Raw genomic sequence first — 23,376 nt, forward strand, 5'->3', positions numbered from 1 at the left:
TCTCACGCCCCGGGTTGGCCCACCGTGGCCGGCAGCACCGGATAGGCGGTCGTGTCCTCGGGCGGCCATGCGCCCAGATCGTCACGAGCTGCGGAAACCGCCATCAAGGCATAGACCAACGCTGCGACGGCCGCCGGGAACAGGATCGTCGTGGCGATCTGCAGCGGGCCGTGCCCGAAGAACACCGGAGGAGCTTCCACGACATAGTGCACGCGATGTTCGGGAGTGACCGGAGCTCCGAGCACGTCGATAGTGCCGTACCGCAGATGTGCCAGAGCGACGCCCACGCCGGCCGCAGTCGCAGCCGACACCGCACATCCGACGGCCAGTGCCCCGACGAGCACCGGGCCGCGGTGCTCGCGCCACTGCCACACCAGCACGGCCGCCACCACCGACAGCACCACCACGAAACCGACGAACACAAACGCCGCGATGAAGAAGTTGTCGGACTCGCTGCCGAGGTAGGCCTGGACCCGATCGCCGCTGCGCGTCAACGCCACCACTCCGTGGATCGGCGGCGCCAACCACGCCCACAGCGCACCGACGACCGCGCCCGCCACCGCCAGCGCCGCGACGACCGTCACCACTGCGCGCTGTCGTGAAATATGCGGGGCGAGAGCATCATCGGTCACAGTGACGAAAACGCTTGCGGGCTCTTCGGCGGGCATGCTCATCGCGGTACTCGGCTCTTCGCGCAAGCGCTCATCGTTCAGCCTCGAGGTCCTTCGAGTCCACCACTCCGTGCCGCGAGCACTTCGCCCACCAACCATCTGGGCGCACCTGCACAATCATGCGGCGGCCACATCCGGCGCAGAACCGTGGCGGCTCAAGGCCCAACTGCGCGGCGGTCGGAACTGCCGCGCCAGCCACCGCGTTGACCTCGACTCCGGTGTAGACGTTGTACACACCGGCGCTGACGGGCGCGGGCAGCGCCGGCATCTCGCTAATCATCACCCACAGTTCTACAGGGTGGCGTTGAGAGCCTTGATCGGCATCTGCAGATCATCGAGCAGTTCCAGATCCGCCTCGGCCGGACGGCCCAGCGTGGTCAGGTAGTTGCCGACGATCACGGCGTTGATGCCGCCCAGGATGCCCTGCTTGGCGCCGAGGTCACCCAGCGTGATCTCCCGGCCGCCGGCGAAGCGCAGCATGGTGCGTGGCAACGCCAGCCGGAACGCCGCGACTGCCTTGAGCGCCTCAGAGGCGGGCAGCACCTCCAGGTCGCCGAAGGGAGTACCCGGGCGCGGGTTGAGGAAGTTCAACGGCACCTCGTGCGGATCCAGCTCGGCCAAATTCGCCGCGAACTCGGCGCGCTGCTCCAGCGTCTCTCCCATACCGAGGATGCCGCCGCAGCACACCTCCATGCCGGCCTCGCGGACCATGCGCAAGGTATCCCAACGCTCTTCCCAGCTGTGGGTGGTCACGACGTTGGTGAAGAACGAGCGCGCGGTCTCCAGGTTGTGGTTGTAGCGGTGCACGCCCATCTCGGAGAGCCGTTGCACCTGGTCTTCGGACAGCATGCCCAGCGAGCAGGCGATCTGGATGTCAACCTCGTTGCGGATTGCCTCGATGCCGGCGGCCACCTGAGCCAGCAACCGCTCGTCCGGGCCACGGACCGCCGCGACGATGCAGAACTCGGTCGCGCCGGTCTTCGCAGTCTGCTTAGCCGCCTCCACCAGGCTCGGGATATCCAGCCAGGCGCTGCGCACCGGTGAGGCGAAAAGCCCCGACTGAGAACAGAAATGGCAATCCTCAGGGCAGCCACCGGTCTTGAGGCTGATGATCCCCTCGACCTCGACGTCAGGTCCGCACCACTTCATCCGGACCTCGTGCGCCAGAGCGAGAAGTTCCTCGAGGTGCTCATCGGGCAGCTGCAGCACGTGCAGCGTCTGGTCCTGATCGAGGCCCACGCCACGCTCCAGGACCTGTTCGCGGGCCACACTCAGCACATCCACGGCCGCCTGCGTCACGGTGGTTCCTCCTGAGGATCGTCGACTTACACACGCACACGTCGGCGGTGCCGGCAGTTGAACGCTGCGGCGGTGCTGACAGTTGAACACGTCGGCGGTGCCGACAGTTGAACACCGTTCAGGTTAGGGTAGCGGCGTGCAACTCCACAAACCCGACGTGGTGGATGCGGCGGCGGCCATCCTCGACAGCTACGGCGTCGCGGACCTGACCATGCGGCGACTGGCCCGCGAACTCAACGTCAGCCCGGGCGCGCTGTACTGGCACTTTGCCAACAAGCAGGAGTTGCTCGGGGCCGTGGCAGACCGCATTCTGGAGCCCGCCGGCACCGATGCGGAGGCCTTCGCGTGGCGCGACCGGATCCACGAGATCTGCGCGGCCCTGCGAAACGCTCTGCTGTCGCACACCGACGGCGCCGAGCTCGTATCGTCCAGCTTCGCGGCCGGTCAGTCGGCCCGCGCCGCCGCGATCGTCGCGCAACTCACCGAGGCTGCCCGTGACGCCGGTGTGGCGGAGCAAGACGCCCAACCCGCAGCTCGCACCGTGATGTATTACGTCCTCGGATTCACCGTCGACGAGCAGTCCCGGCTGCAGTGGGATGCGGCCGGCGCGCTCACCGACGAGCAGTCGGTGTTGATGGCCGATACCGGCCGCGAGTTCACATTTGGGCTGCAACTGCTCGTCGACGGACTCGGCGTGCACGGCGCTGACCTTGGCGCGCTGCAGCTGCACTTCGAATAGCACACGGCCGCAAGCGATCTGGCCGCAGTGGAGTTCGATCGCAGGTCAGCCGATCAGGTGCTCCGTCCTGTGGTCGCCGTCCCATCGCCGCAGACCCGTGATCTCGCCGGTGATCTCTCGCGGCCGGCCAGCGATCCGCAGCGCCGCGGCGAGCTTTGCCGGGGAGATCCGGCGGGCCAGCGTGACATGTGGAGTCCAGTGCCCTGGTTCGGTGTGCGGCATCGGACCCGGCGTCATCAGCGGTAGGCAGGACCGATAGATGTGGGCATGCACATCGAGGAGCTCCGGCGAAGGCAGCAACAGCCGACCGAGCACGTCGGCCGACCGCCCGAAGATCAGTGTGGCGCCCACATGACAGGGCAGCGGGAAGCGGTCGGCGATCGGCAGTAAGACCGTCTCGACCGCCGGGTCGATGTGTTGGGCTACCGTCAGCGTCGCGTGTGGCCGGCTCGCCGGCGCCTGGCTGGGGATCCCGGCCTCACGCAGTCCGTCCCAGATACCGCGGACCACTGCCTCGGTATCGGCGTCGAACACGAACTCGACGGAATGCACCACGCTAGTCGCTCTTCGCGCAAGCGCTCATCATGCCCATTTCCTCTTCGCGCAAGCGCTCATCGGCCGCACAGGCTCTCGATCCACCCTCGGTCGAACGCGCTAGCGCTGATCGCGTCGAACTCGTCGGCAGTCACGGTCCCAGCGCCGGCGGGCAGTACTGCGCGTAGCGGCGCCAGCCGGGCCAACTCCGTGAGGTTGCCTTCCTCGGCCGGGCCGGGTTGCGCGGGCCAAGCGCCGATCACCAAACCCGCACATGGAATACCTTGCCCTGCAAGCGATTCAAGAGTCAGTTCAGTGTGGTTGAGAGTGCCGAGACCGGCGCGGACCACAATCAGCACGGGTGCGGACAGTTCGGCCGCGAGGTCGCGTAGTGTCACGCCGTCCGCGCCGATCCGCACCAGCAGCCCGCCGGCTCCCTCCACCAGGGTCAACCGCCCGGGCGCGTCCACGGAAAGCGTCGCCGTGACCAGTTCGGCGCGGGTGGGCAGCGTCAGTCCCGCCCGTTGTGCGGCCGCCTCGGGCGCCAGTGGTTCGGGATAGCGCCAGTCCCCGTGAAGCGCGGCGACTCCGGCAAGCCTGCGGACTTCACCGAGGTCGTCGTCGCCGTCGGCGGTCCCGGTCTGCACCGGTTTGCACACGGCCACATCGCTGCCTGCGAGCCGGGCTGCGCACGCCAGTGCCGCAGTGCCTACGGTTTTCCCGACGCCGGTGTCAGTGCCGGTGACGATGACGATGCTCATGGGCGGGCGGCCGCGAGCACCTCGGTCAGCACCCGCCGCGCCAGCTCCATCTCGTCGTCGGACAGCGAAGCTCGCGCGGTCAGCCGCAGGCGCGAGGTTCCGGCCGGGACGGTCGGGGGACGGAAGCAGCCCACCCGCACGCCCCGTTCCAGACAAGCCATGGCGGCAGCGAAAGCAACTTCGGGCTCGCCGAGAATCACCGACACCACCGCGGAGTCGGGGGCGCCCGTCACACCCGAGATCCGGGCCAACTCGGCAGCGTGGGTCAACACTGCCTGGGCCCGCTGCGGCTCGGCGATCAGCACACGCAGCGCCGCGTACGCGGCGCCGACGGCGGCCGGCGCCAGCCCGGTGTCGAAGATGAACGGCCGGGCCGCGTCGATCAGGTGGGCCCGCACCGCCTCGGGCCCGAGAACCACGCCCCCCTGGCTGCCCAGCGCCTTCGACAGCGTGGTCGTCATGACCACGTCGGGCGCTCCCGCCAGCCCCACCTCATGCAGCAGCCCCTGTCCGCCGGTACCGCGGACACCGAGACCATGCGCCTCGTCGACGATCAGCAGCGCGCCGTGGCGACGGCACACCGCGTCCAGTTCGCGCAGCGGGGCCAGCACACCGTCGGCGCTGAACACCGACTCGGTCACCACGACCGCACGCTTTTCGGCGCGCCCACCAAGCGCGGCCTCGACCGCGGCCACGTCGCGATGCGGTGAGACCACCACCCGGGCGCGCGAGAGCCGGCACGCGTCGACCAGCGACGCGTGGGTCAACGCATCGGACACCACCAGCGAGCCGGGTCCGGACAGCGCCACGACAGCCCCGAGATTCGCGGTGTACCCCGACGAAAAGACCAGGGCGGACTCGGCACCGACGAACCCGGCGAGGGCGTTCTCGAACTCCTCATGCAGTTCGGTGTTACCGGTCACCAGGCGCGATCCGCCGGCGCCGGCACCCCAGGTACGCAATGCCTCGACCCCGCCGTCGAGCACGTCAGGGTGCTGCGACAAACCCAGGTAGTCGTTGGAGGCCAGGTCGAGCTCAGCCCCGACCGGTGGGCGGACCCGCAATTCGCGTCGCAATCCGTCGGCCCGGCGCTGCTGTTCGACGTCGGCCAGCCAGGACAACGGGGAAAGATCCGTGCGGGTCACCTTGATGCTCCTCGGTGGCGTGCCGACAAATTGAACGCGTCGGCGGTGCCGACAATTGAACACCGTTCAGGCTAGTGCACGCGCGACGCCGACCATCGCCGCGGTGATCTGTTCGATCTCACCGGGGGTGCAGATATACGGCGGCATCGCATAGACCAGGTTGCGAAATGGGCGCAGCCAGACTCGGTGACGCAATGCAGCCGCGGTCGCCACCCTCATATCAACCGGTTGCTTCATCTCCACCACACCGATCGCGCCGAGCACCCGCACATCGGCGACGCCGTCGAGGTCGCGAGCAGGAGCCAGGCCCTCTTGCAGCCTTGCCTCGATGGTGCGCACCTGAGTGCGCCAGTCGCTGTCGATCAGCAGTTCCACCGCGGCCACGCCGACCGCGCAGGCCAGTGCGTTCGCCATGAAGGTGGGCCCGTGCATGAGCGCACCCGGCTCCCCCGAGCTGATCGTCTGCGCGACTGTGGCCGTGCACAGGGTGGCGGCCAGGGTGATGTAGCCGCCGGTCAGTGCCTTGCCGACGCACATGATGTCGGGGCTGACTCCGGCATGGTTCGCGGCGAACAACTCGCCGGTGCGACCGAAACCGGTGGCGATCTCGTCGAAGATCAGCAGCACGCCGTGGCGATCGCAGGCCGCGCGCAGATCCGACAGGTAGCGCGGATCGTGGAACCGCATACCGCCTGCACCCTGCACGACCGGCTCGACGATCACCGCGGCGATCTCGTCGGCGCGCTCGGCGAGCTGCCGCTCGAACGCCGCGCTATAGGCGGGGTCGTAACCACTGGGCACCTGCGGTGCGAACTCCTGGTCGACCAACACGTCGGTCCACAGTGAATGCATGCCGCCGTGGGGGTCGCACACGCTCATCGGAGTGAACGTGTCGCCGTGGTAGCCACCCCGCCACGTCATCAGGCGGTGCTTGCCGACACGCCCGACGCTGCGCCAGTACTGCAGCGCCATTTTCACAGCCACCTCGACCGAAACCGAACCCGAGTCGCTGAAGAAGACAGTGTCAAGGCCGGCCGGGGTCAGCTCTACCAATAACTGCGCCAGACGCGCCGCCGGCTCATGGGTGAGGCCGCCGAACATGACGTGGTTCATCGTGGTCATCTGGCGGGTGATCGCCCGGTCCAGGACGGGGTGCCCGTGGCCGTGCACCGCCGTCCACCAGGAAGCCATCGCGTCGAGTACTTCGATCTGCTCGCCGTCAGTGGGATCGATCACGGTCAGCCAGGCACCCTTGGCACCGACGGCCACCACCGGTGTCAACGCTTCGGACCCGACGGGGCTGTACGGGTGCCAGACGTGTGCCGCATCGATGGCACTGATCTGGGCTGGTGTCAGCTCAGCCACAGAGCGGCAGCCTATCGCTTTGCTCACCCGCGACGTTGTTGACATGTGAAATGTGAGCGGCACGACGTTATTAGGTAAATTGTCCTCGACCATGATGACCCTCGCCCCAGCCCGGTCGGCGCCGACCACCGATGACTCGCGCGCGACCCCCGCCGCCATGGGGACCCGGAAGTCGGGTTTCTACCGGCACGATCTGGACGGCCTGCGCGGTATCGCCATCGCGCTGGTCGCTGTTTTCCATGTCTGGTTCGGGCGTGTTTCCGGTGGTGTGGACGTTTTTCTGGCGTTGTCGGGGTTCTTTTTCGGCGGCAAGTTGTTGCGCACCGCCCTCACCCCTGGCGCGTCGCTGCGCCCTGTCCCCGAAGTGATCCGACTGGTCCGTCGGCTGTTGCCGGCACTGGTCGTAGTGCTCGCGGCCGCAGCGGTGCTGACCATCCTGATCCAACCGGAGACCCGCTGGGAAACATTTGCCGACCAGAGCCTGGCAAGCTTGGGCTACTACCAGAACTGGGAGCTGGCCAGCACCGCAGCGAACTATCTGCGCGCAGGTGAAGCTGTCAGCCCGCTGCAGCACATCTGGTCGATGTCGGTACAAGGCCAGTTCTATATCGCGTTTCTTGCCCTGATCTTCGGATTTGCCTGCCTGGGTCGGAAGGTCTTCGGTCGACACCTGCGCACGGCATTCGTCGTGCTGCTGAGCACGCTCACCGTCGCGTCCTTCGTGTACGCGATCATCGCCCACAACATCGACCAGGCGACCGCGTACTACAACAGCTTTGCGCGTGCCTGGGAGTTGCTGCTCGGCGCCCTGGTCGGCGCGGTCGTGCCCCGTGTCCGGTGGCCGATGTGGCTGCGCACCGTGGTCGCGACGGTTGCCCTGGCCGCGATCCTGTCCTGCGGCGCATTCATCGACGGTGTCAAGGAATTCCCTGGGCCGTGGGCCCTGGTCCCGGTTGGGGCCACGATGCTGTTCATCCTCTCCGCAGCCAATCTGATGACGGGCACCGGGTCGGATGACCGACTTCCGGCACCCAACCGGATGCTGGCAACCAAGCCGTTCGTCTCACTCGGCTCGATGGCCTACTCGCTGTACCTGTGGCACTGGCCCCTGCTGATCTTCTGGCTGTCCTACACCGGCCATACGCGGACCAGCTTCCTTGAGGGCGCAGTTGTGCTCCTGATCTCCGGAATGCTGGCTTGGCTCACCACCCACTACGTCGAGGAGCCGCTGCGGTTACAGAGGTCGACGAAGTCGGCCACGCCCGCGCCGGTCATCCCGCTACAGGCTCGGTTGAAACGCCCGACCATCGTGCTGGGCTCCGTGGTCGCCCTGCTCGGTGTCGCCTTGACCGCCACGTCGTTCACCTGGCGGGAACACGTCACCGTGCAGCGGGCCAACGGCAAGGAACTGGCCGGGTTGTCGGCGCGGGACTATCCCGGCGCCCGAGCGCTGCTCAACCACGAGCGGGTGCCGAAGCTGCCCATGCGGCCGACCGTCCTGGAAGCCAAGGACGATCTGCCGGCCACCACGTTGGAAGGCTGCATCAGCGATTTCTCCAACGCCGATGTCATCACGTGCACCTACGGTGACAAGAACGCAACGCGTACCATCGCACTGGCCGGCGGATCGCACGCCGAGCACTGGATCACTGCACTCGATCTGCTCGGCCAGTCGCACCACTTCAAGGTCGTCACGTACCTGAAGATGGGCTGTCCGCTGACCACCGAGGAAGTCCCTCTGGTGATGGGCGACAACCACCCGTATCCGAAGTGCCACCAATGGAATGACGAGGTCATGTCCCGGCTCATCACCGACCGGCCCGACTATGTGTTCACCACCTCGACCCGGCCGTGGAACATCAAACCAGGCGATGTAATGCCGAGCACCTATATCGGCATTTGGGACACGCTGTCCAAGAACAACATTCCCGTTCTCGCCATGCGGGACACACCCTGGCTGGTACGGAACGGTCAGCCGTTCTTTCCATCCGACTGCCTGGCCAAAGGCGGCAACGCCGTCTCCTGCGGCGTGGAGCGGTCCAAGGTGCTTTCCGACCGGAACCCGACACTGGATTTTGTCCAGCAGTTCCCGAATTTGAAGCCACTCGACATGAGCAATGCGGTGTGCCGTAAGGACTATTGCCGTGCGGTGGAGGGAAATGTATTGCTGTACCACGACTCTCATCACATTTCTACGACGTATATGAGAACCATGACGGGTGAGCTCGGCCGCCAGATGGCGGCTACCACGGGGTGGTGGTGACAGTGACCTCCGCTACCCAGCCGACCTCCGCTACCCAGCCGACCCCCGCTACCCAGCCGCCCCTGCCCCCGGCCCACGCGACGTCGACGGTCTGGCCCGGTGACCCCTATCCGCTGGGTTCGACCTATGACGGTGCCGGAACCAACTTCTCCCTCTACTCCGAGGTCGCCGAACGCGTCGAACTGTGCCTGGTCGCCAAGGACGGCACCGAGGAACGGATCAACCTCGACGAGGTCGACGGATACGTGTGGCACGCCTATCTGCCGACCATCACCCCGGGTCAGCGGTACGGATACCGGGTTTACGGTCCGTGGGATCCGAGCGCCGGGCATCGATGTGATCCCAGCAAGCTGCTGCTGGACCCGTACGGCAAATCGTTCCATGGCGACTTCGACTTCACCCAGGCGTTGTTCTCCTACGACCTGACCGCGGAGCCACCCGGCACCGGGACTCCCCCGCAGGTGGATTCGCTGGGCCACACCATGACCAGCGTGGTGATCAATCCGTTCTTCCAGTGGGGATCCGACCGTGCACCCAAGACCCCGTATCACGACACGGTGATCTACGAGGCGCACGTCAAGGGCATGACTCAGACCCACCACGGTATCCCTGAGGCGCTGCGTGGAACGTATGCAGGCCTGAGCCATCCGGTGATCATCGAGCACCTCAAATCCCTGCACGTCACGGCCATCGAACTGATGCCCGTGCATCAGTTCATGCACGATCAACGGCTGCTGGACCTGGGGTTGCGCAATTACTGGGGTTACAACACCGTGGGGTTTTTCGCGCCGCACTACCAGTACGCCGCCAACCCACACGCGGGCGGCGCTGTGGCCGAGTTCAAGACCATGGTCAAGGCATTCCACGACGCGGGCATCGAGGTGATCCTCGACGTGGTCTACAACCACACCGCCGAAGGCAACCACCTGGGCCCGACCATCAACTTCCGCGGCATCGACAACGCCGGCTACTACCGTCTGATGGACGGCCAGCGTGAGCTCTACAAGGATTTCACCGGGACCGGCAACAGCCTCAACGCGCGTCATCCGCACACCCTGCAGCTCATCATGGATTCGCTGCGGTACTGGGTGCTGGAGATGCACGTCGACGGGTTCCGCTTCGACCTGGCCTCGACGCTGGCGCGCGAGTTCTACGACGTCGACCGGCTTTCGGCGTTCTTCGATCTGGTGCAGCAAGATCCGGTGGTCAGCCAGGTCAAGCTGATCGCCGAACCGTGGGACGTCGGCGAGGGCGGCTACCAGGTCGGAAATTTTCCAGGTTTATGGACCGAGTGGAACGGGAAATACCGCGACACTATGCGTGATTACTGGCGGGGAGAGTCCGCAACCCTGGGTGAGTTCGCGTCCCGGCTGACCGGTTCGTCGGACCTCTATGAGGCGACGGGCCGCCGGCCCGGCGCCAGCATCAACTTCGTCACCTGCCACGACGGGTTCACGCTGCGGGACCTGGTGTCCTACAACGAGAAACACAACATGGCCAACGGCGAGGACAACCGCGACGGCGAAAGCCACAATCGGTCCTGGAACTGCGGCATCGAAGGACCGACCGACGACCCGGACATCCTGACGCTGCGCGCCAAGCAGATGCGCAACATCATGGGGACCCTGATGCTCTCGCAGGGGACCCCGATGATCGCGCACGGCGACGAGATCGGCCGCACCCAGCTGGGCAACAACAATGTGTACTGCCAGGATTCGGAGCTGTCCTGGATGGATTGGTCGTTGTGCGAGACCAACGCCGACCTGCTTGAGTTCACGCGCAAGATCGTCAAATTCCGCAAGCAGCACCCGGTCTTCAAACGCCGCAGGTTCTTCGAGGGCAAACCGATCCGCAGTGGGGATCAGGTGCGTGACATCGCGTGGCTGACTCCATCCGGAACCGAGATGACACCGGATGACTGGGGCACGGGCCTGGGTACGTGCGTGGCAGTTTTTCTCAACGGCGATGCGATCGAGGCGCCCGATGCTCGAGGCGAGCGTGTGGTCGACGATTCATTTCTGCTGTGCTTCAACGCCAATGACCACACTCAGGATTTCGTCACGCCGGACGGCGACTACGCCAGCCAGTGGACTGCGACGTTCGACACCGCCGATCCGACCGGCGCGTCAGATCTGGTCGTGGCCGCCGGAGAGAAGATCTCGCTGCAAGCCCGTTCGCTCCTCGTCCTGAAGAAGACGGCCTGAGCGGTGACCTTCCCCGTCCTGTCCACGTACCGACTCCAAATGCGTGGCGACTGCTTCACGTTCGACGATGCGTTGGCGCTGCTCGACTATCTCGACGAGCTCGGGGTGTCGCATCTATACCTGTCACCGATCCTCACCGCCGACGCGGATTCGACTCACGGGTACGACGTCACCGATCCGACGGCGGTCTCACCGGCGCTGGGCGGGCCGGATGGGCTGCACCGGCTCTCTGCCGCCGCGCGCAAACGGAATATCGGCCTCATCGTTGATATCGTGCCCAACCACGTCGGCGTCTCCCATGCCGAGCAGAACCGGTGGTGGTGGGATGTCCTCGCCAACGGGCACGACTCCCCTTACGCGCAGTTCTTCGATATCGACTGGGATCTCGACAACGGCCGGATCGTGTTGCCGATCTTGGGTTCCGACGAGGACGCCGAACACCTGGAGGTCGACGGCGACGTTTTGCGGCTGGGCGATCTCGTGCTGCCGGTGGCCGCGGGCACTGGCGACGGCACCGGTGTGCAGGTGCACGACCGACAGCATTACCGGCTCACCGGATGGCGCGCCGGACAGTGCGGGTATCGCCGATTCTTCTCGATCACGTCGCTGGCCGCGCTGCGGCAGGAGGACCGCACGGTGTTCGACGCCACCCACACCGAGGTCCGGCGGTGGTTTGACGAGTCGCTTGTCGACGGCGTGCGCATCGACCACCCGGACGGATTGTCCGATCCCGCCGGATATCTCGCCTGGCTGCGCGAACTGACCGGGCCGACGGCGTGGATCGTGGCGGAGAAGATCCTCGCCACCGACGAAAGCCTGGACTCCTCGTTGCCGGTGGACGGCACCACGGGTTACGACGCGCTGCGGGAGGTCGGCGGTCTGTTCGTCGATCCCACCGGGGCAGCCGCCCTGACGAAACTGGCGGCGCAGGACGACGCGGCCCCGGAGATCGAACTCAAGACCACCACCGTCACCGACACTCTGGCCAGTGAGCTGGCCCGGCTCTGCCGCGTCATCTCGGCTGCCACGGGAGCCCGCGATGCCCGTCTACCCGTAGCCGTCGCGGCGCTGGTCAGCCGGATCCCGGTGTACCGCTGCGACTATCCGGCACTGGCCGCTGTGCTGCCGGTCGCCCTCGCCGAAACAGTGGTGGCCACACCGGAATTGGCTGACGTGTTGGCCATCGTGGCGGCAGCGGTGTCGACCAGCCCTGAAGCGGCGGCCCGGTTCAACCAGCTGTGTGGCGCGGCGACCGCGAAGTCGGTCGAGGATTGCCTGTTCTACCGCGATGCACGTCTGGTGTCACTCAACGAGGTCGGGGGCGACCCGGCGCTGTTCGGGGTCAGTGCCGCCGAATTCCATCAGCGGGCCGCAACTCGGGTCCGCCACTGGCCGTTGGCAATGACCGCATTGACCACGCACGACACCAAGCGTGGTGAGGATGTGCGCGCCCGCATCGGGGTGCTGTCGCAGGTGTCCTCGGAGTGGGTCGACCGGATCGGTGAGTGGTCAGCGTTGGCTCCGCCCCCGGATGCCGGCACCGGGTTGTTCCTGTGGCAGAACATCTTCGGTGTCTGGCCGGCCGACGGCGTCGTGAGCGACGAGTTACGCACCCGGCTGCACGCCTACGCCGAGAAGGCCATCAGGGAGGCGGGCGTCCACACGTCCTGGCACGACCCCGACCCCGATTTCGAGGCAGCCGTTCACAATTGGCTCGATCAGGTGCTCGACGGTCCGGTCGCAGCCGGGCTGACGAACCTGACGACGCATCTGCACGCCCACACCCGCAATGACATTCTGGGCCAAAAGCTCATCCAGCTGACCGCACCGGGTGTGCCCGACGTGTACCAGGGCACCGAATTCCCCGAGGACAGTCTGGTCGACCCGGACAATCGCCGGCCCGTCGACTACGCAGCGCGTCGTCGCGCACTGCGGGAGAACAGCGAAGAGAAACTGCGAGTGACGAACACGGCGTTACGGTTGCGCCGGGAACGACCGGAGAGCTTCCTGAGCGGCAGCTACCGGCCGGTACGAGCCGACGGACCTGCCGCAGCGCACGTGGTGTCGTTCCAACGCGGTAGCGACGTGTTGGTGGCCGTCAGCCGCTGGACCGTCCGTCTGGCCGAAACCGGTTGGGCAGACACCACGCTCACACTTCCCGACGGTGTCTGGGCCGACCGGCTCACCGGCGCACAGCACAGCGGGACGGTCCCCGCCGACGGGCTTTTCGCCGAACTGCCGGTCGCACTGTTGGTGCGCGACAATGACTGAATTCGCGGTGTGGGCGCCGAAGCCCGAACGCGTCCGGCTCGACGTGAACGGTGCCCGCCACGAGATGAACCGCACCGAGGACGGCTGGTGGCGCACCGATGTGGACGCCCCTGCTGACGCCCGATATGGATTCATCCTTGACGACGACCCGCAGGTAGTTCCGGACCCGCGCTCACCCCGCCAGCCCGACGGCGTGCACGAACGCTCCCGGCTGTGGCGCGCTCGACCGGACGCCTGGACCGACGCCGACTGGACGGGCAAGTCCATCGCGGGCGGGGTGATCTACGAACTGCACATCGGCACGTTCACGCCGGCCGGGACTTTCGACGCAGCGATCGAAAAGCTCGACTATCTGGTCGCCCTCGGCGTCGACTTCATTGAGCTGATGCCGGTCAACGCCTTCAACGGAACGTATGGCTGGGGCTACGACGGCGTGCTCTGGTATGCGGTGCACGAACCCTACGGCGGCCCCGACGGCCTGATCCGGCTCATCGACGCCTGCCATGCCCGCGGACTCGGTGTCCTCATCGACGCGGTGTTCAACCACCTCGGCCCGTCCGGCAACTACCTCCCCCGGTTCGGCCCGTACCTGTCTGCCGGCCACAACCCGTGGGGCAGCTCGATCAATCTGTCCGGCAACGACGCAGACGAAGTACGTCGCTACATCCTCGACTGTGCCCTGCGGTGGATGCGGGAGTTCCACGCCGACGGGCTGCGGCTGGACGCCGTACACGCGCTGATGGACAACACCGCGATCCACCTGCTGGAGGAACTGGCCACCGAAACGGACGCGCTGGCAGCAGAACTCGGCCGGCCGCTGTCGCTGATCGCCGAGAGCGACCTCAACGACCCCCGCCTGATCACCCCGCGGGATCGTGGCGGCTACGGACTGACCGCACAGTGGGACGACGACATCCACCACGCCATCCACACTGCGGTCTCGGGCGAAAGACAGGGCTACTACGCCGATTTCGGGTCACTGCAGACCTTGGCGAGCACACTCAAGAACGGCTACTTCCACGCCGGCACCTACTCGTCGTTCCGGCACCGCAGGCACGGCCGCCCGCTGGACACCACGACCATTCCCGCCACCCGGCTACTGGCCTACACGCTGACCCATGATCAGGTCGGCAACCGGGCGGTCGGAGACCGGCCGTCGCAGCAGCTGGACACCGGGCAGCTCGCCGTAAAGGCCGCACTTGCACTCGGATCTCCCTATACTGCAATGCTTTTCATGGGCGAAGAGTGGGGCTCGTCGTCGCCGTTCCAATTCTTCAGCTCGCACCCGGAACCTGAACTGGCTCGTGCCACGGCCGAAGGCCGCAAGGCCGAATTCGCCGAACACGGCTGGGATGCCGACGAGATTCCCGATCCTCAGGATCCGGCGACATTCGAGCGGTCCAAACTGAACTGGGACGAGATCGACGAAGGCGACCACGGCCGGTTACGGCGGCTCTACCACGATCTGATCGGCCTGCGCCACAACGAGGCCGATCTCGCCGATCCCTGGCTTGACCATCTGCACATCGAGTTCGATGAGCGGCAGCGCTGGATCGTGTTGCTCCGTGGCAGCCTCGCCATCGCCTGCAACCTGGGGGAAGCGGCCGCCAGCGTCCCGGTGACCGGAGACCTGGTGCTGGCGTGGGGCGCGCCGACGGTCGGTCCCGACGCCACTACGCTGGCCGGACATTCTTTCGCGATTCTGCGCACTGTCAAACCGCTGTCCACAACCGCCGAGCCTGTGGATAACGCGTTACCCCGCTAGACATCCTGGCGACGATGATGCGGGCATGAGTGATCATGAATTGCTGCCCATCCCGCCGATCGAAACCGCCACCGACCCGATCCATTCCGCCGCCGACTTGCGCGAGCGTTGGCGCGCCCTCATGGGTGATCTCGGGTTCGGGCAACGGTTACTGTGGGTCGGATTCGTCGGCGGCGACCGTCGGATGTACAAGACCATGAGCCAGGTGCCGGTGCGGGCCCGACCGCAGCCGGGACTGGTCGAGTACATCGTCAGTCGACTCCCGCGAGTTCTGAGAGGGATGGAAGACGGCGCCACCGTTGCCATGCTGCTCACGCGGCCGGGACGCGGCCCCGTGTCGAACCTCGACCGCGACTGGGCATCGCTGCTGACCGTGTCTGCCGCCGCATACGACGTACCGCTGGAACCGATCTTCCGCGCCAACGACGACGCGGTGCTCGAGGTGGGGCCGACGCTGCGACTCGCCGGCTGACCGCTCAGGTCAGGTAGCGGTACGTCGGGGATCCGGGCTCGAGCAACTCGACGTGAATATCGGAGGCTCCCATCCGGGCCAGCAGACCTTCCAGGTCGGCAGCCGAGCTCAGCTGGACCCCACACAGCGCCTCGCCGGTCTCCCGGTTGTTGCGTTTGACGTACTCGAAGAGGGTGATGTCGTCACCAGGCCCGAGCACCTCATCGAGGAAGCGCCGCAGCGCGCCGGGCTCCTGTGGGAAATCGACCAGGAAGTAATGCTTGAGCCCCAGATGAACCAGCGACCGTTCCAGTACCTCGTTGTATCGGGAGACGTCGTTGTTGCCACCGGAAATCAGGCAGACCACGGTGGAGCCGGGCTCGATGTCGGCCTCCAGCAGGGCCGCCACCGACAGGGCACCGGCCGGCTCGGCGATGATGCCCTCGTTCTGGTACAGGTCGAGCATCGCGGTGCAGACCGCGCCCTCGTCGACGGTGGTGATCGACACCATGTCCCCGGCTGCCGCCAGTGCGGCGTAGGGCCGCGCACCCGCCCGGGCGACCGCGGCCCCGTCGACGAACTGGTCCACATGCTCGAGGGTGACCGGCTCGCCCGCCGCCAGCGCCGCGATCATCGACGCTGCACCAGCCGGCTCGGCACCGAGCACCGATGTGCTGGTGGTGCGCTCCGCCAGATAGGTGGTGATACCGGAGATGCAACCCCCGCCGCCGACGGGCACGATCACCAGATCGGGTTCGGCATCGAGTTGCTCAAGCAATTCGGCGGCGATGGTGCCCTGTCCGGCCATGGTGCGCACGTCGTCGTACGGGGGTACGAGAGTGGCGCCCGTGCGCGCCACGTCGTCAAGGGCCGCTGCAGCGGCCTGGTCGTAGGTCGCCCCGACGGCGATCAGCTCGATGAACTCCCGGCCGTGATATCGGATGCGGTCACGCTTCTGCTTGGGAGTCTTGGCCGGCACGTACACCCGGCCGTGGATACCCATCGACCGGCACGCCATCGCGAAGCCCTGAGCATGGTTTCCGGCCGAAGAGCACACCACGCCCGCAGCCTTCTCCTCCTCGGACAGCTGGGCCATCAGGTTGAAGGCACCACGCACCTTGTAGGACCGCACTGCCTGCAGATCTTCGCGCTTGAGGTACACCGTTGCGCCGGTGGCCTCGGACAGCCGCTCGCAAATCTGCAGGGGGCTTTGCGTGACCACGCCGGAAATTCGCCGGGCAGCCTCATCGATGTCGGCCGCACAAAGCGGCGCAGACGTACGGGGGCTCAGTTCGGCAGTCACCGGTCAATAGTGCCACCGGCCAGCGGTTTCACTTCACCGGGGTGAGCACAGACACCTGGGCCTCGTAGTCGATCCGGAATACGCACGACTATGGCCAAACAGGCAGACAAGGGGTAAACCCATTCTCATGCGCCACGCCCAACGGCGGATCCGGTCGGTAGGGGCGCGCACCGTGGTGCTCGCCGCTCTGGTGGTAAGCGCGTGTTCGACCCCGCCCGGACCTCCCGCCGGCGGGAACACCGCGCGGATCACGATCAATGGCCAGCAGTCTTCCACCGCGTTTCCGATCGACTGCACGCAGCGAGCCTGGCTGTGGATCATCGATTCGCTGCAGAAGGAACCGGGTTTCACTGCGATGGTCGAGACCGGAACTGCCGTCACCCCCAAGGCGGTCCGACTCCGCGGCATCGACGGTTTCACCGGTAGTTGGGCAGAAGGACGGCAGGGCGCCACCGAGGCCAGTATCAAAGGGGCGACGTTCACCATCACCGGCACGGCACGCGGCGCCCATGACGATCACCCGACCCGACCGGCCGATGTTCAGTACCGGCTGGAAGCGCACTGCTGAAGTCCTGCGGTCACCGACCTTCGAGCAGGCCGCGAAGAGTTTCAAGATCGGCGGTCACTGCGGCGATATCGGTGTCGAAGTCCTCATCGGAGACCCCCGGCCGCTGCCGCACGGTGAACACCACCTCGCACTGTGCTGCCCCGGGGCTGGCGGCAACCACACGCATGGGGTTGTAGACCTCCTCACCGGACGGCAACCGCACCACATGGTCGAGCACGCCGAAAGTGTTGGGCGGGCTGAACTGTACGGTCACCTGTCCCATCGGGGAATCCGCCAGCCAGCCGTCGGCCGACGGCCGCAGCGAGCCCCCGGCCAAACCCGCGGCCCAGCGCGACAACTGGTGCGGGTCGGCGGCGAACGCATACACCGCTTCGGGCGCGGCATCGATCCAGACACTGATATGACAACTCCGCATGTTTCACAGCGTAGGGCGATCCTGTTGGGTAGCGACGCAGCCACCTTCGTCACCACCATCATCGTGTTCGGCATCTGGTGTTGCCGAAACCGGATTGGTGGTCCACGTCGTGGTGGTGCTGTCCACTGCCAGACGCGTAATCGCCAGGGCGGTAAACATTTTGGGCTGATCGTTCAACGTGACGGCGGGGTGTACGGTCGCACTTATGAGGACTGTCATCACCGATCTGACCCCGGTCGAAGAGACGGCCTTGCTGACGCTGTATGCCCGGGCGTTGGACAATCGCGCGGCGCGCCCGATACTCGGGGATTCGCTGGCCGATTCGGTCGTCGACGATATCGACTACGACTTTGCCGGGCTGGGTGTTCAGACCAGCGTGGCGTGCCAGACGGCACTGCGGGCCAAGATGCTCGACGACCGGGTCCGTACCTTCACCTCGGCACATCCGAACGCCGTCGTGGTCGATCTCGGGGCCGGTCTAGACAGTGGCCTATACCGTGTCTCGCCGCCGGCGACCGTGGACTGGTACCACATCGACCTCGCGGGCATCAGCGCCTTGCGCGAGGGTCTCCTGCCTCCGGATCCACGCTCACACATCGTGGCGGCGTCGCTGGCCGCCCCTGATTGGGCAGCGACGATTCCGGCGGATCGGCCCACCATGCTGGTGGCCGACGGGTTGTTGGCATTCCTCACCGAACCGGTGATCGCCGGCATCTTCCGCGGCATCACCGAGCACTTCCACACTGGCGAGATCGCCTTCAACGACTACGGCGGGATCGGCTGGTTCAGCCGCGCAGCACTCAAGTTCTATCCCCAGAAAATGTTCAAAGACGTTGGTAGTCAATGGGGATACCTCGGATTCAAAGACGCTCACCATCCGCAGACCTGGAATCCGCGGCTGCGCCTCGTCGAGGAGGCCAGCCTCACCCACGCCGACGAAGTCGACCTCTTCCCCCGATGGCTGCGAATCGCCACCCGCCTGATGGGGAAGACGAAGGCGACAGCGCGCAAGGGACGGATCCTGCGTTACCGGTTCTAACCCAGACAGCCGGGCCCCAACAGCGCCTTGAGATCACCCATCAATGCCGACGACGGCGTCACCCGCAGCGACTGATCCAACTCCAGGGTCGTGATCCGCTCACCGCTGATCAGCCGCAGATGCACCTGGGCTGTACCCGGATGATTGGCCAGCACTTGCTTGAGCGCACTGACCTTGTCAATGGTGCACTGCCGGGTCGGCAAGCTCACCGCAAGAGGCCGGTCGGCCTGGGCGCTGGTGAAATCCGGCACCACGAGCTCGTGCGCGATGAGCGAGATCCGGTCGTCACGCGCAGCAACTTTGGCCTTGACCAACACCACCACGTCGTCAGCGATCTCGCCACCGAACAGCGAATATGTCTGCGGGAAGAACAGCACCTCGATACCACCGGTGAGATCTTCCAATTGTGCTGACGCCCAAGGCAATCCGTTCTTGTTGACGCGGCGGTTGACCGAGGCCAGGATGCCGCCGACCACTACCTGGGCGTCGTTGGCGACGTCACCGTCGAGGATCGCCGGGATCTGGTCATCGACCTGGGCGGACAGCAGATGCGCGACGCCGTTGAGCGGATGGCCGGACACGTACAGGCCGAGCATCTCACGTTCGAGCGCCAGCTTGTGCTTGTCATCCCACTCCTCGTCGGGGACTTTGATGGTGAACGCGGCGTCTCCGGAATCAGCGGCGTCACCGCCACCGAACAAGTCGAACTGCCCCATCGCCTCGGCCTTCTTGGTACCGAGCACCGAATCGACGGCATCGGTGTGCACGAGGAACAGGCCTTTGCGCGGATGGCCGAGAGAGTCGAACGCGCCGGCCTTGATCAGCGATTCGGTGACCTTCTTGTTGCACGCCGCGATGTCGATCTTGTTGAGGTAGTCCGAGAAGTCGGTGTACTTGCCCTTCTCGGCACGGGTACTCACGAGCGACGACACGACATTCGCGCCGACGTTGCGCACCGCACCGAGCCCGAACCGGATGTCGGCTCCCACCGAGGCGAAGTTCTGCACCGACTCATTGACGTCGGGCGGCAACACCGTGATGCCGAGCCTGCGGCAGTCCGCGAGATACACCGCGGCTTTGTCCTTGTCGTCACCGACCGAGGTGAGCAGGCCCGCCATGTACTCGGCCGGGTAATTCGCCTTGAGATAGGCCGTCCAGTAGGACACCAAGCCGTAGCCGGCCGCGTGCGATTTGTTGAACGCGTAGCCGGCGAACGGAAGGATGGTGTCCCACAAGGCTTTCACCGCACCCTCGGAGAAGCCGTTGGCGGTCATGCCCTCCTTGAAGCCCTTGTACTCGGCCTCGAGCACCTCAAGCTTCTTCTTACCCATGGCCTTTCGGAGCGCATCGGCTTTGCCCATCGAGTACGAGGCGACCTTCTGCGCGATGAACATGATCTGCTCTTGGTAGACGATCAGGCCGTAGGTCTCGGAAAGGATGTCTTTGAGCGATTCCTCGAGTTCGGGGTGGATCGGTTTGATCGCCTGCCGCCCGTTCTTGCGGTCGGCGTAGTCGTTGTGGGCGTTCATGCCCATGGGGCCGGGCCGGTACAGGGCCAGCACCGCGACAATGTCGTTGAACCCGGTGGGCTGCATGCGGCGCAGCAGGTCCCGCATCGGACCACCGTCGAGCTGGAACACCCCGAGGGTGTCACCGCGGCCGAGCAGTTCGTAGGCGGCCGGGTCGTCGAATGGCAGCGTTTCGAGGTCGAGGTCGATACCGCGGTTGGCCTTGATGTTCTCGATGCAGTCGCCGATGATCGTCAGGTTCCGCAGGCCCAGGAAGTCCATCTTCAGCAGGCCGATGGCCTCGCATGACGGGTAATCCCAACCGGTGATGACCGCGCCGTCCTGGGGCCGCTTCCACAGCGGAATGGCGTCGATGAGCGGTTCGGAGCTCATGATCACCGCGCATGCGTGCACACCTGCGTTGCGGACCAGGCCCTCAAGGCCGCGTGCCGTCTCGTAGATGGTGCGCACATCCGGATCGGTGTCGAGCAGGCCGCGGACTTCGGCGGCTTCCTTGTACCGCTCATGGCTCGGATCGGTGATACCCGACAGCGGGATGTCCTTGGCCATGATCGGCGGTGGGAGCGCCTTGGTGATCCGATCGGCGATGGCGAAGCCCGGCTGACCGTAGTGGACACGCGCCGAGTCCTTCAGCGCCGCTTTGGTTTTGATGGTGCCGAAGGTGATGACCTGGGCGACCCGGTCGCTGCCCCACTTGTTGGCCGCATAGCGAAGCATCTCACCGCGGCGACGGTCGTCGAAGTCGATGTCGATGTCGGGGGCCGACGGACGTTCGGGGTTGAGGAACCGCTCGAACAGCAGCCCGTGCGGGATCGGGTCGATATTGGTGATACCGAGCGCATAGGCCACCAGGGATCCGGCGGCCGAGCCGCGGCCCGGGCCGACCCTGATGTCGACCGAGCGGGCGTAGTTAATCAGGTCGGCGACGATGAGAAAGTAGGACGGGAAGCCCTTGTCGCAGATGACCTTGATCTCGTAGGCGGCGCGGTCCGAGTACTCGGCAGGCACGGCATCGCCCCGGAATCGCCGCTGTAACCCCGCGGTCACCTCGTGGGTCAGCCACGACGCCTGATCATGGCCTTCGGGAACCGGGAACACCGGCATCCGGTCGGTCGGGGTCCACACGTCGGCGTAGGACTGGACCCGCTCGCCGATGAGGACCGTGGAATCGCACGCGCCGGGCACCTGCGAGTCCCACAGCGCCCGCATCTCTTCGGCCGATTTGAGGTAGTAGCCGTCACCATCGAATTTGAAGCGGTTCGGGTCGGACAGCGTCTTGCCCGTCTGGATGCAGAGCAGCGCCTCGTGGTTCTGCGACGCCTCGCGCGTCACGTAGTGACAGTCGTTGGTGGCCAGCGGTGGGATGGCAAGCTTCTGCCCGATCTCCAGGAGGCCCTCCCGGACGCGACGCTCGATGTCGAGGCCGTGGTCCATGAGCTCCAGGAAGAAGTTCTCCTTGCCGAAAATGTCGCGCCACTTGGCGGCCGCTTCGAGCGCCTCGTCCCGATGACCGAGCCGCAGCCGGGTCTGCACCTCCCCGGACGGGCACCCCGTGGTTGCGATGATGCCCTCGGCATGCTCGGCGATGATCTCGGCGTCCATCCGCGACCATTTGCCGAGCTGACCTTCGAAGGACGCCAGCGACGAGAGCTTGAACAAGTTGCGCAGACCGGTGGCATTCTCGGCCATCATCGTCATGTGGGTGTAGGCACCGCTACCCGAGACGTCGTCGCCCTTCTGACTCGGGTCACCCCATTGGACCCGCTTGGTGTCGAACCGCGACGCGGGAGCGATGTACGCCTCGACGCCGATGATCGGTTTGATGCCGGCCTTGGTCGCCGAGTTGTAGAACTCGCTGGCGCCGAACATGTTGCCGTGGTCGGTCATGCCGATCGCGGGCATACCCAGCCGCTGCGCCTCGGCGAGCATCGGAGTGATCTTCGCGGCGCCGTCCAGCATCGAGTACTCGGTGTGGTTGTGCAAGTGCACAAAGGATCCTGAAGACCCCGAAGATGAACCGCTCATAGGGTGGCCAGTCTATTGCGGCCCACCGACACATCCGAGCGTGTCGCCGAGCGTGTCCCCAGCCACAGCTCAGTAGGCCCGCTCATCTCCGTCCGGCAACCCGGTGTTTGTCTCGGGCTGTCACAGTGACGACGATTCCGGTTCGATTCGATCGACAGACCCTGAAAAGGGCTCCGGAGTTTTCCTCCCGATCGCCCCGAGGGTCATGATGATCAGCGCCAGCCAGATCAGCGCGAACCCGACCCACCGGCCCAACGGCATCGGTTCATGTCCGATGAACACACCCCACGCCATCTGCAGAGCCGGGTTGAGATAGAACAGCAGCCCCAGGGTGACCAGCGGGAGTCGTTGCGCCGCGGCAGCGAACAGCAACAGCGGGATCGCCGTGACCGGGCCGGCCAGCAACAACAGGGCCGCGTGCCGGGCGCCGCTGTTGAGGAAATGCCCGTGCCCGAGCACACCGAGAGTGATCAGGTATCCCGCGGCCAGCGGCAGCGCCAGCAACGTCTCGACCGCCACACTGACCCGTGGATCGGCCGCCACCACCTTCTTGACCAGTCCGTAGACGGCGAACGACACGGCCAGCACGGCGGCGATGTACGGCGGCGCACCGACCTGCGCGGTCAGCACCGCGACCGCGGCTACGGCGATGGCCAGGGCCACCGCCTGCCAGCGGTTGATGCGTTCACGGAACACCGCGACCCCGAGTGCGACGGTCACGAGTGGGTTGATGAAGTACCCGAGCGCGGCGTCGACGACGTGGCCGTTGGTGACCGCGTATATGTAGGTGCCCCAGTTCACGGAGATGAGCGCCGCCGCAGCCAGCAGTTGCAGCCAGGTGCGCAGGCTCAGCTTCCGCAGATCGCCGAGCCGACGCGCGACAGCCAGCACCAGGAGCAGGAACACCGCGCTCCAGACGATGCGGTGCGCGAGCACCTCGAGCGCTCCGGCCGGCAGCAGGAGCAGGAAGAACCCGGGGCACAGGCCCCACCAGATGTAGGCGGTTGCGCCGTAGAGCACTCCGGTCCG

General features: G+C 65.9%; 19 protein-coding genes. 8 read left to right on the forward strand and 11 right to left on the reverse strand.

Annotated features, from left to right (window positions below; genetic code table 11):
- Window positions 1–2 precede the first annotated feature (2 nt).
- From H276_RS0110230 to bioB, 3 genes are read right to left on the reverse strand one after another with little or no spacing between them, the layout of a single operon-like run.
- Window positions 3–674: a DUF2567 domain-containing protein gene (locus tag H276_RS0110230; protein ID WP_019971215.1), complete on the reverse strand. Its 672-nt coding sequence runs from the start codon at window positions 672–674 to the stop codon at window positions 3–5.
- 28 nt (window positions 675–702) lie between these two features.
- A complete protein-coding gene (locus H276_RS0110235) occupies window positions 703–951 on the reverse strand; it encodes a hypothetical protein (RefSeq protein WP_155943034.1) in 249 nt (82 codons plus the stop codon).
- 11 nt (window positions 952–962) lie between these two features.
- Window positions 963–1,955 (reverse strand): biotin synthase BioB, encoded by a 993-nt coding sequence (gene bioB / locus H276_RS0110240; RefSeq protein ID WP_196807886.1) that lies wholly within the window; start codon window positions 1,953–1,955, stop codon window positions 963–965.
- 151 nt (window positions 1,956–2,106) lie between these two features.
- Between bioB and H276_RS0110245 the strand changes: the two genes are divergently transcribed.
- Window positions 2,107–2,709, forward strand: coding sequence for a TetR family transcriptional regulator (locus H276_RS0110245; RefSeq protein WP_019971218.1), 603 nt, complete (start codon window positions 2,107–2,109; stop codon window positions 2,707–2,709).
- Between the two features lie 45 nt (window positions 2,710–2,754).
- On the opposite strand, the gene H276_RS0110250 is transcribed toward H276_RS0110245, so the two are convergent.
- From H276_RS0110250 to H276_RS0110265, 4 genes are all read right to left on the reverse strand, one after another.
- A complete protein-coding gene (locus tag H276_RS0110250; protein WP_019971219.1) occupies window positions 2,755–3,264 on the reverse strand; it encodes a 2'-5' RNA ligase family protein in 510 nt (169 codons plus the stop codon).
- A gap of 56 nt (window positions 3,265–3,320) precedes the next feature.
- The gene (gene bioD, locus H276_RS0110255) at window positions 3,321–4,004 is read right to left on the reverse strand and encodes a dethiobiotin synthase (RefSeq protein WP_019971220.1); all 684 of its coding nucleotides are present in this window, start codon (window positions 4,002–4,004) and stop codon (window positions 3,321–3,323) included.
- Window positions 4,001–5,149 carry an 8-amino-7-oxononanoate synthase gene (locus H276_RS0110260; RefSeq protein WP_019971221.1) on the reverse strand — a complete coding sequence of 383 codons (1,149 nt, stop codon included), beginning with the start codon at window positions 5,147–5,149 and terminating at the stop codon, window positions 4,001–4,003. The genes bioD and H276_RS0110260 overlap by 4 nt, the downstream gene beginning before the upstream one ends.
- A gap of 66 nt (window positions 5,150–5,215) precedes the next feature.
- Window positions 5,216–6,514: an adenosylmethionine--8-amino-7-oxononanoate transaminase gene (locus H276_RS0110265; protein WP_019971222.1), complete on the reverse strand. Its 1,299-nt coding sequence runs from the start codon at window positions 6,512–6,514 to the stop codon at window positions 5,216–5,218.
- Window positions 6,515–6,605: 91 nt separating this feature from the next.
- On the opposite strand from H276_RS0110265, the gene H276_RS0110270 reads away from it, so the two are divergent.
- The 5 genes from H276_RS0110270 (at window position 6,606) to H276_RS0110290 (ending at window position 15,489) form a co-directional block, all read left to right on the forward strand.
- Window positions 6,606–8,777 carry an acyltransferase family protein gene (locus tag H276_RS0110270; RefSeq protein WP_019971223.1) on the forward strand — a complete coding sequence of 724 codons (2,172 nt, stop codon included), beginning with the start codon at window positions 6,606–6,608 and terminating at the stop codon, window positions 8,775–8,777.
- Between the two features lie 62 nt (window positions 8,778–8,839).
- Entirely contained in the window at window positions 8,840–10,981 is a 2,142-nt protein-coding gene (glgX, locus tag H276_RS0110275; RefSeq protein ID WP_026356797.1) for a glycogen debranching protein GlgX, read from the forward strand.
- Between the two features lie 3 nt (window positions 10,982–10,984).
- On the forward strand, window positions 10,985–13,252 hold the full coding sequence (gene treY, locus H276_RS0110280) for a malto-oligosyltrehalose synthase (RefSeq protein ID WP_036460842.1): 2,268 nt from the start codon (window positions 10,985–10,987) through the stop codon (window positions 13,250–13,252).
- A complete protein-coding gene (gene treZ, locus H276_RS0110285) occupies window positions 13,245–15,017 on the forward strand; it encodes a malto-oligosyltrehalose trehalohydrolase (RefSeq protein ID WP_019971226.1) in 1,773 nt (590 codons plus the stop codon). The genes treY and treZ overlap by 8 nt, the downstream gene beginning before the upstream one ends.
- Window positions 15,018–15,042: 25 nt before the next feature.
- On the forward strand, window positions 15,043–15,489 hold the full coding sequence (locus H276_RS0110290) for a hypothetical protein (RefSeq protein WP_019971227.1): 447 nt from the start codon (window positions 15,043–15,045) through the stop codon (window positions 15,487–15,489).
- A gap of 4 nt (window positions 15,490–15,493) precedes the next feature.
- Here H276_RS0110290 and ilvA read toward each other — a convergent pair whose 3' ends face one another.
- Window positions 15,494–16,771, reverse strand: coding sequence for a threonine ammonia-lyase IlvA (ilvA, locus tag H276_RS0110295; protein WP_026356799.1), 1,278 nt, complete (start codon window positions 16,769–16,771; stop codon window positions 15,494–15,496).
- 127 nt (window positions 16,772–16,898) lie between these two features.
- Between ilvA and H276_RS0110300 the strand changes: the two genes are divergently transcribed.
- Entirely contained in the window at window positions 16,899–17,339 is a 441-nt protein-coding gene (locus H276_RS0110300; protein ID WP_036460844.1) for a lipoprotein LpqH, read from the forward strand.
- Window positions 17,340–17,349: 10 nt separating this feature from the next.
- Here the strand turns inward: H276_RS0110300 and H276_RS0110305 are convergent, their stop codons facing one another.
- Window positions 17,350–17,754, reverse strand: coding sequence for a polyketide cyclase (locus H276_RS0110305; protein ID WP_026356801.1), 405 nt, complete (start codon window positions 17,752–17,754; stop codon window positions 17,350–17,352).
- 205 nt (window positions 17,755–17,959) lie between these two features.
- On the opposite strand from H276_RS0110305, the gene H276_RS0110310 reads away from it, so the two are divergent.
- Window positions 17,960–18,793: a class I SAM-dependent methyltransferase gene (locus H276_RS0110310; RefSeq protein ID WP_019971231.1), complete on the forward strand. Its 834-nt coding sequence runs from the start codon at window positions 17,960–17,962 to the stop codon at window positions 18,791–18,793.
- Here the strand turns inward: H276_RS0110310 and dnaE are convergent.
- Complete coding sequence (gene dnaE, locus H276_RS0110315) at window positions 18,790–22,347, reverse strand: DNA polymerase III subunit alpha (protein WP_026356802.1); 3,558 nt, start codon at window positions 22,345–22,347, stop codon at window positions 18,790–18,792. The two genes, H276_RS0110310 and dnaE, sit on opposite strands and share 4 nt — an antisense overlap.
- 120 nt (window positions 22,348–22,467) lie before the next feature.
- Window positions 22,468–23,367, reverse strand: coding sequence for an EamA family transporter RarD (rarD, locus tag H276_RS0110320; RefSeq protein WP_019971233.1), 900 nt, complete (start codon window positions 23,365–23,367; stop codon window positions 22,468–22,470).
- Between the last annotated feature and the right edge of the window lie 9 nt (window positions 23,368–23,376).

The sequence above is a fragment of the Mycobacterium sp. 141 genome (assembly GCF_000382405.1).
GTDB lineage: Bacteria > Actinomycetota > Actinomycetes > Mycobacteriales > Mycobacteriaceae > Mycobacterium.

Excerpts from the sequence above, each read along its gene's own strand:
- bioD (WP_019971220.1), bottom strand. The coding sequence starts at position 4,004 with ATGAGCATCGTCATCGTCACCGGCACTGACACCGGCGTCGGGAAAACC.
- H276_RS0110230 (WP_019971215.1), bottom strand. The coding sequence starts at position 674 with ATGAGCATGCCCGCCGAAGAGCCCGCAAGCGTTTTCGTCACTGTGACC.
- dnaE (WP_026356802.1), bottom strand. The coding sequence starts at position 22,347 with ATGAGCGGTTCATCTTCGGGGTCTTCAGGATCCTTTGTGCACTTGCAC.
- H276_RS0110300 (WP_036460844.1), top strand. The coding sequence starts at position 16,899 with ATGCGCCACGCCCAACGGCGGATCCGGTCGGTAGGGGCGCGCACCGTG.
- H276_RS0110235 (WP_155943034.1), bottom strand. The coding sequence starts at position 951 with ATGATTAGCGAGATGCCGGCGCTGCCCGCGCCCGTCAGCGCCGGTGTG.
- H276_RS0110270 (WP_019971223.1), top strand. The coding sequence starts at position 6,606 with ATGATGACCCTCGCCCCAGCCCGGTCGGCGCCGACCACCGATGACTCG.
- H276_RS0110305 (WP_026356801.1), bottom strand. The coding sequence starts at position 17,754 with ATGCGGAGTTGTCATATCAGTGTCTGGATCGATGCCGCGCCCGAAGCG.
- H276_RS0110310 (WP_019971231.1), top strand. The coding sequence starts at position 17,960 with ATGAGGACTGTCATCACCGATCTGACCCCGGTCGAAGAGACGGCCTTG.
- H276_RS0110290 (WP_019971227.1), top strand. The coding sequence starts at position 15,043 with ATGAGTGATCATGAATTGCTGCCCATCCCGCCGATCGAAACCGCCACC.
- treZ (WP_019971226.1), top strand. The coding sequence starts at position 13,245 with ATGACTGAATTCGCGGTGTGGGCGCCGAAGCCCGAACGCGTCCGGCTC.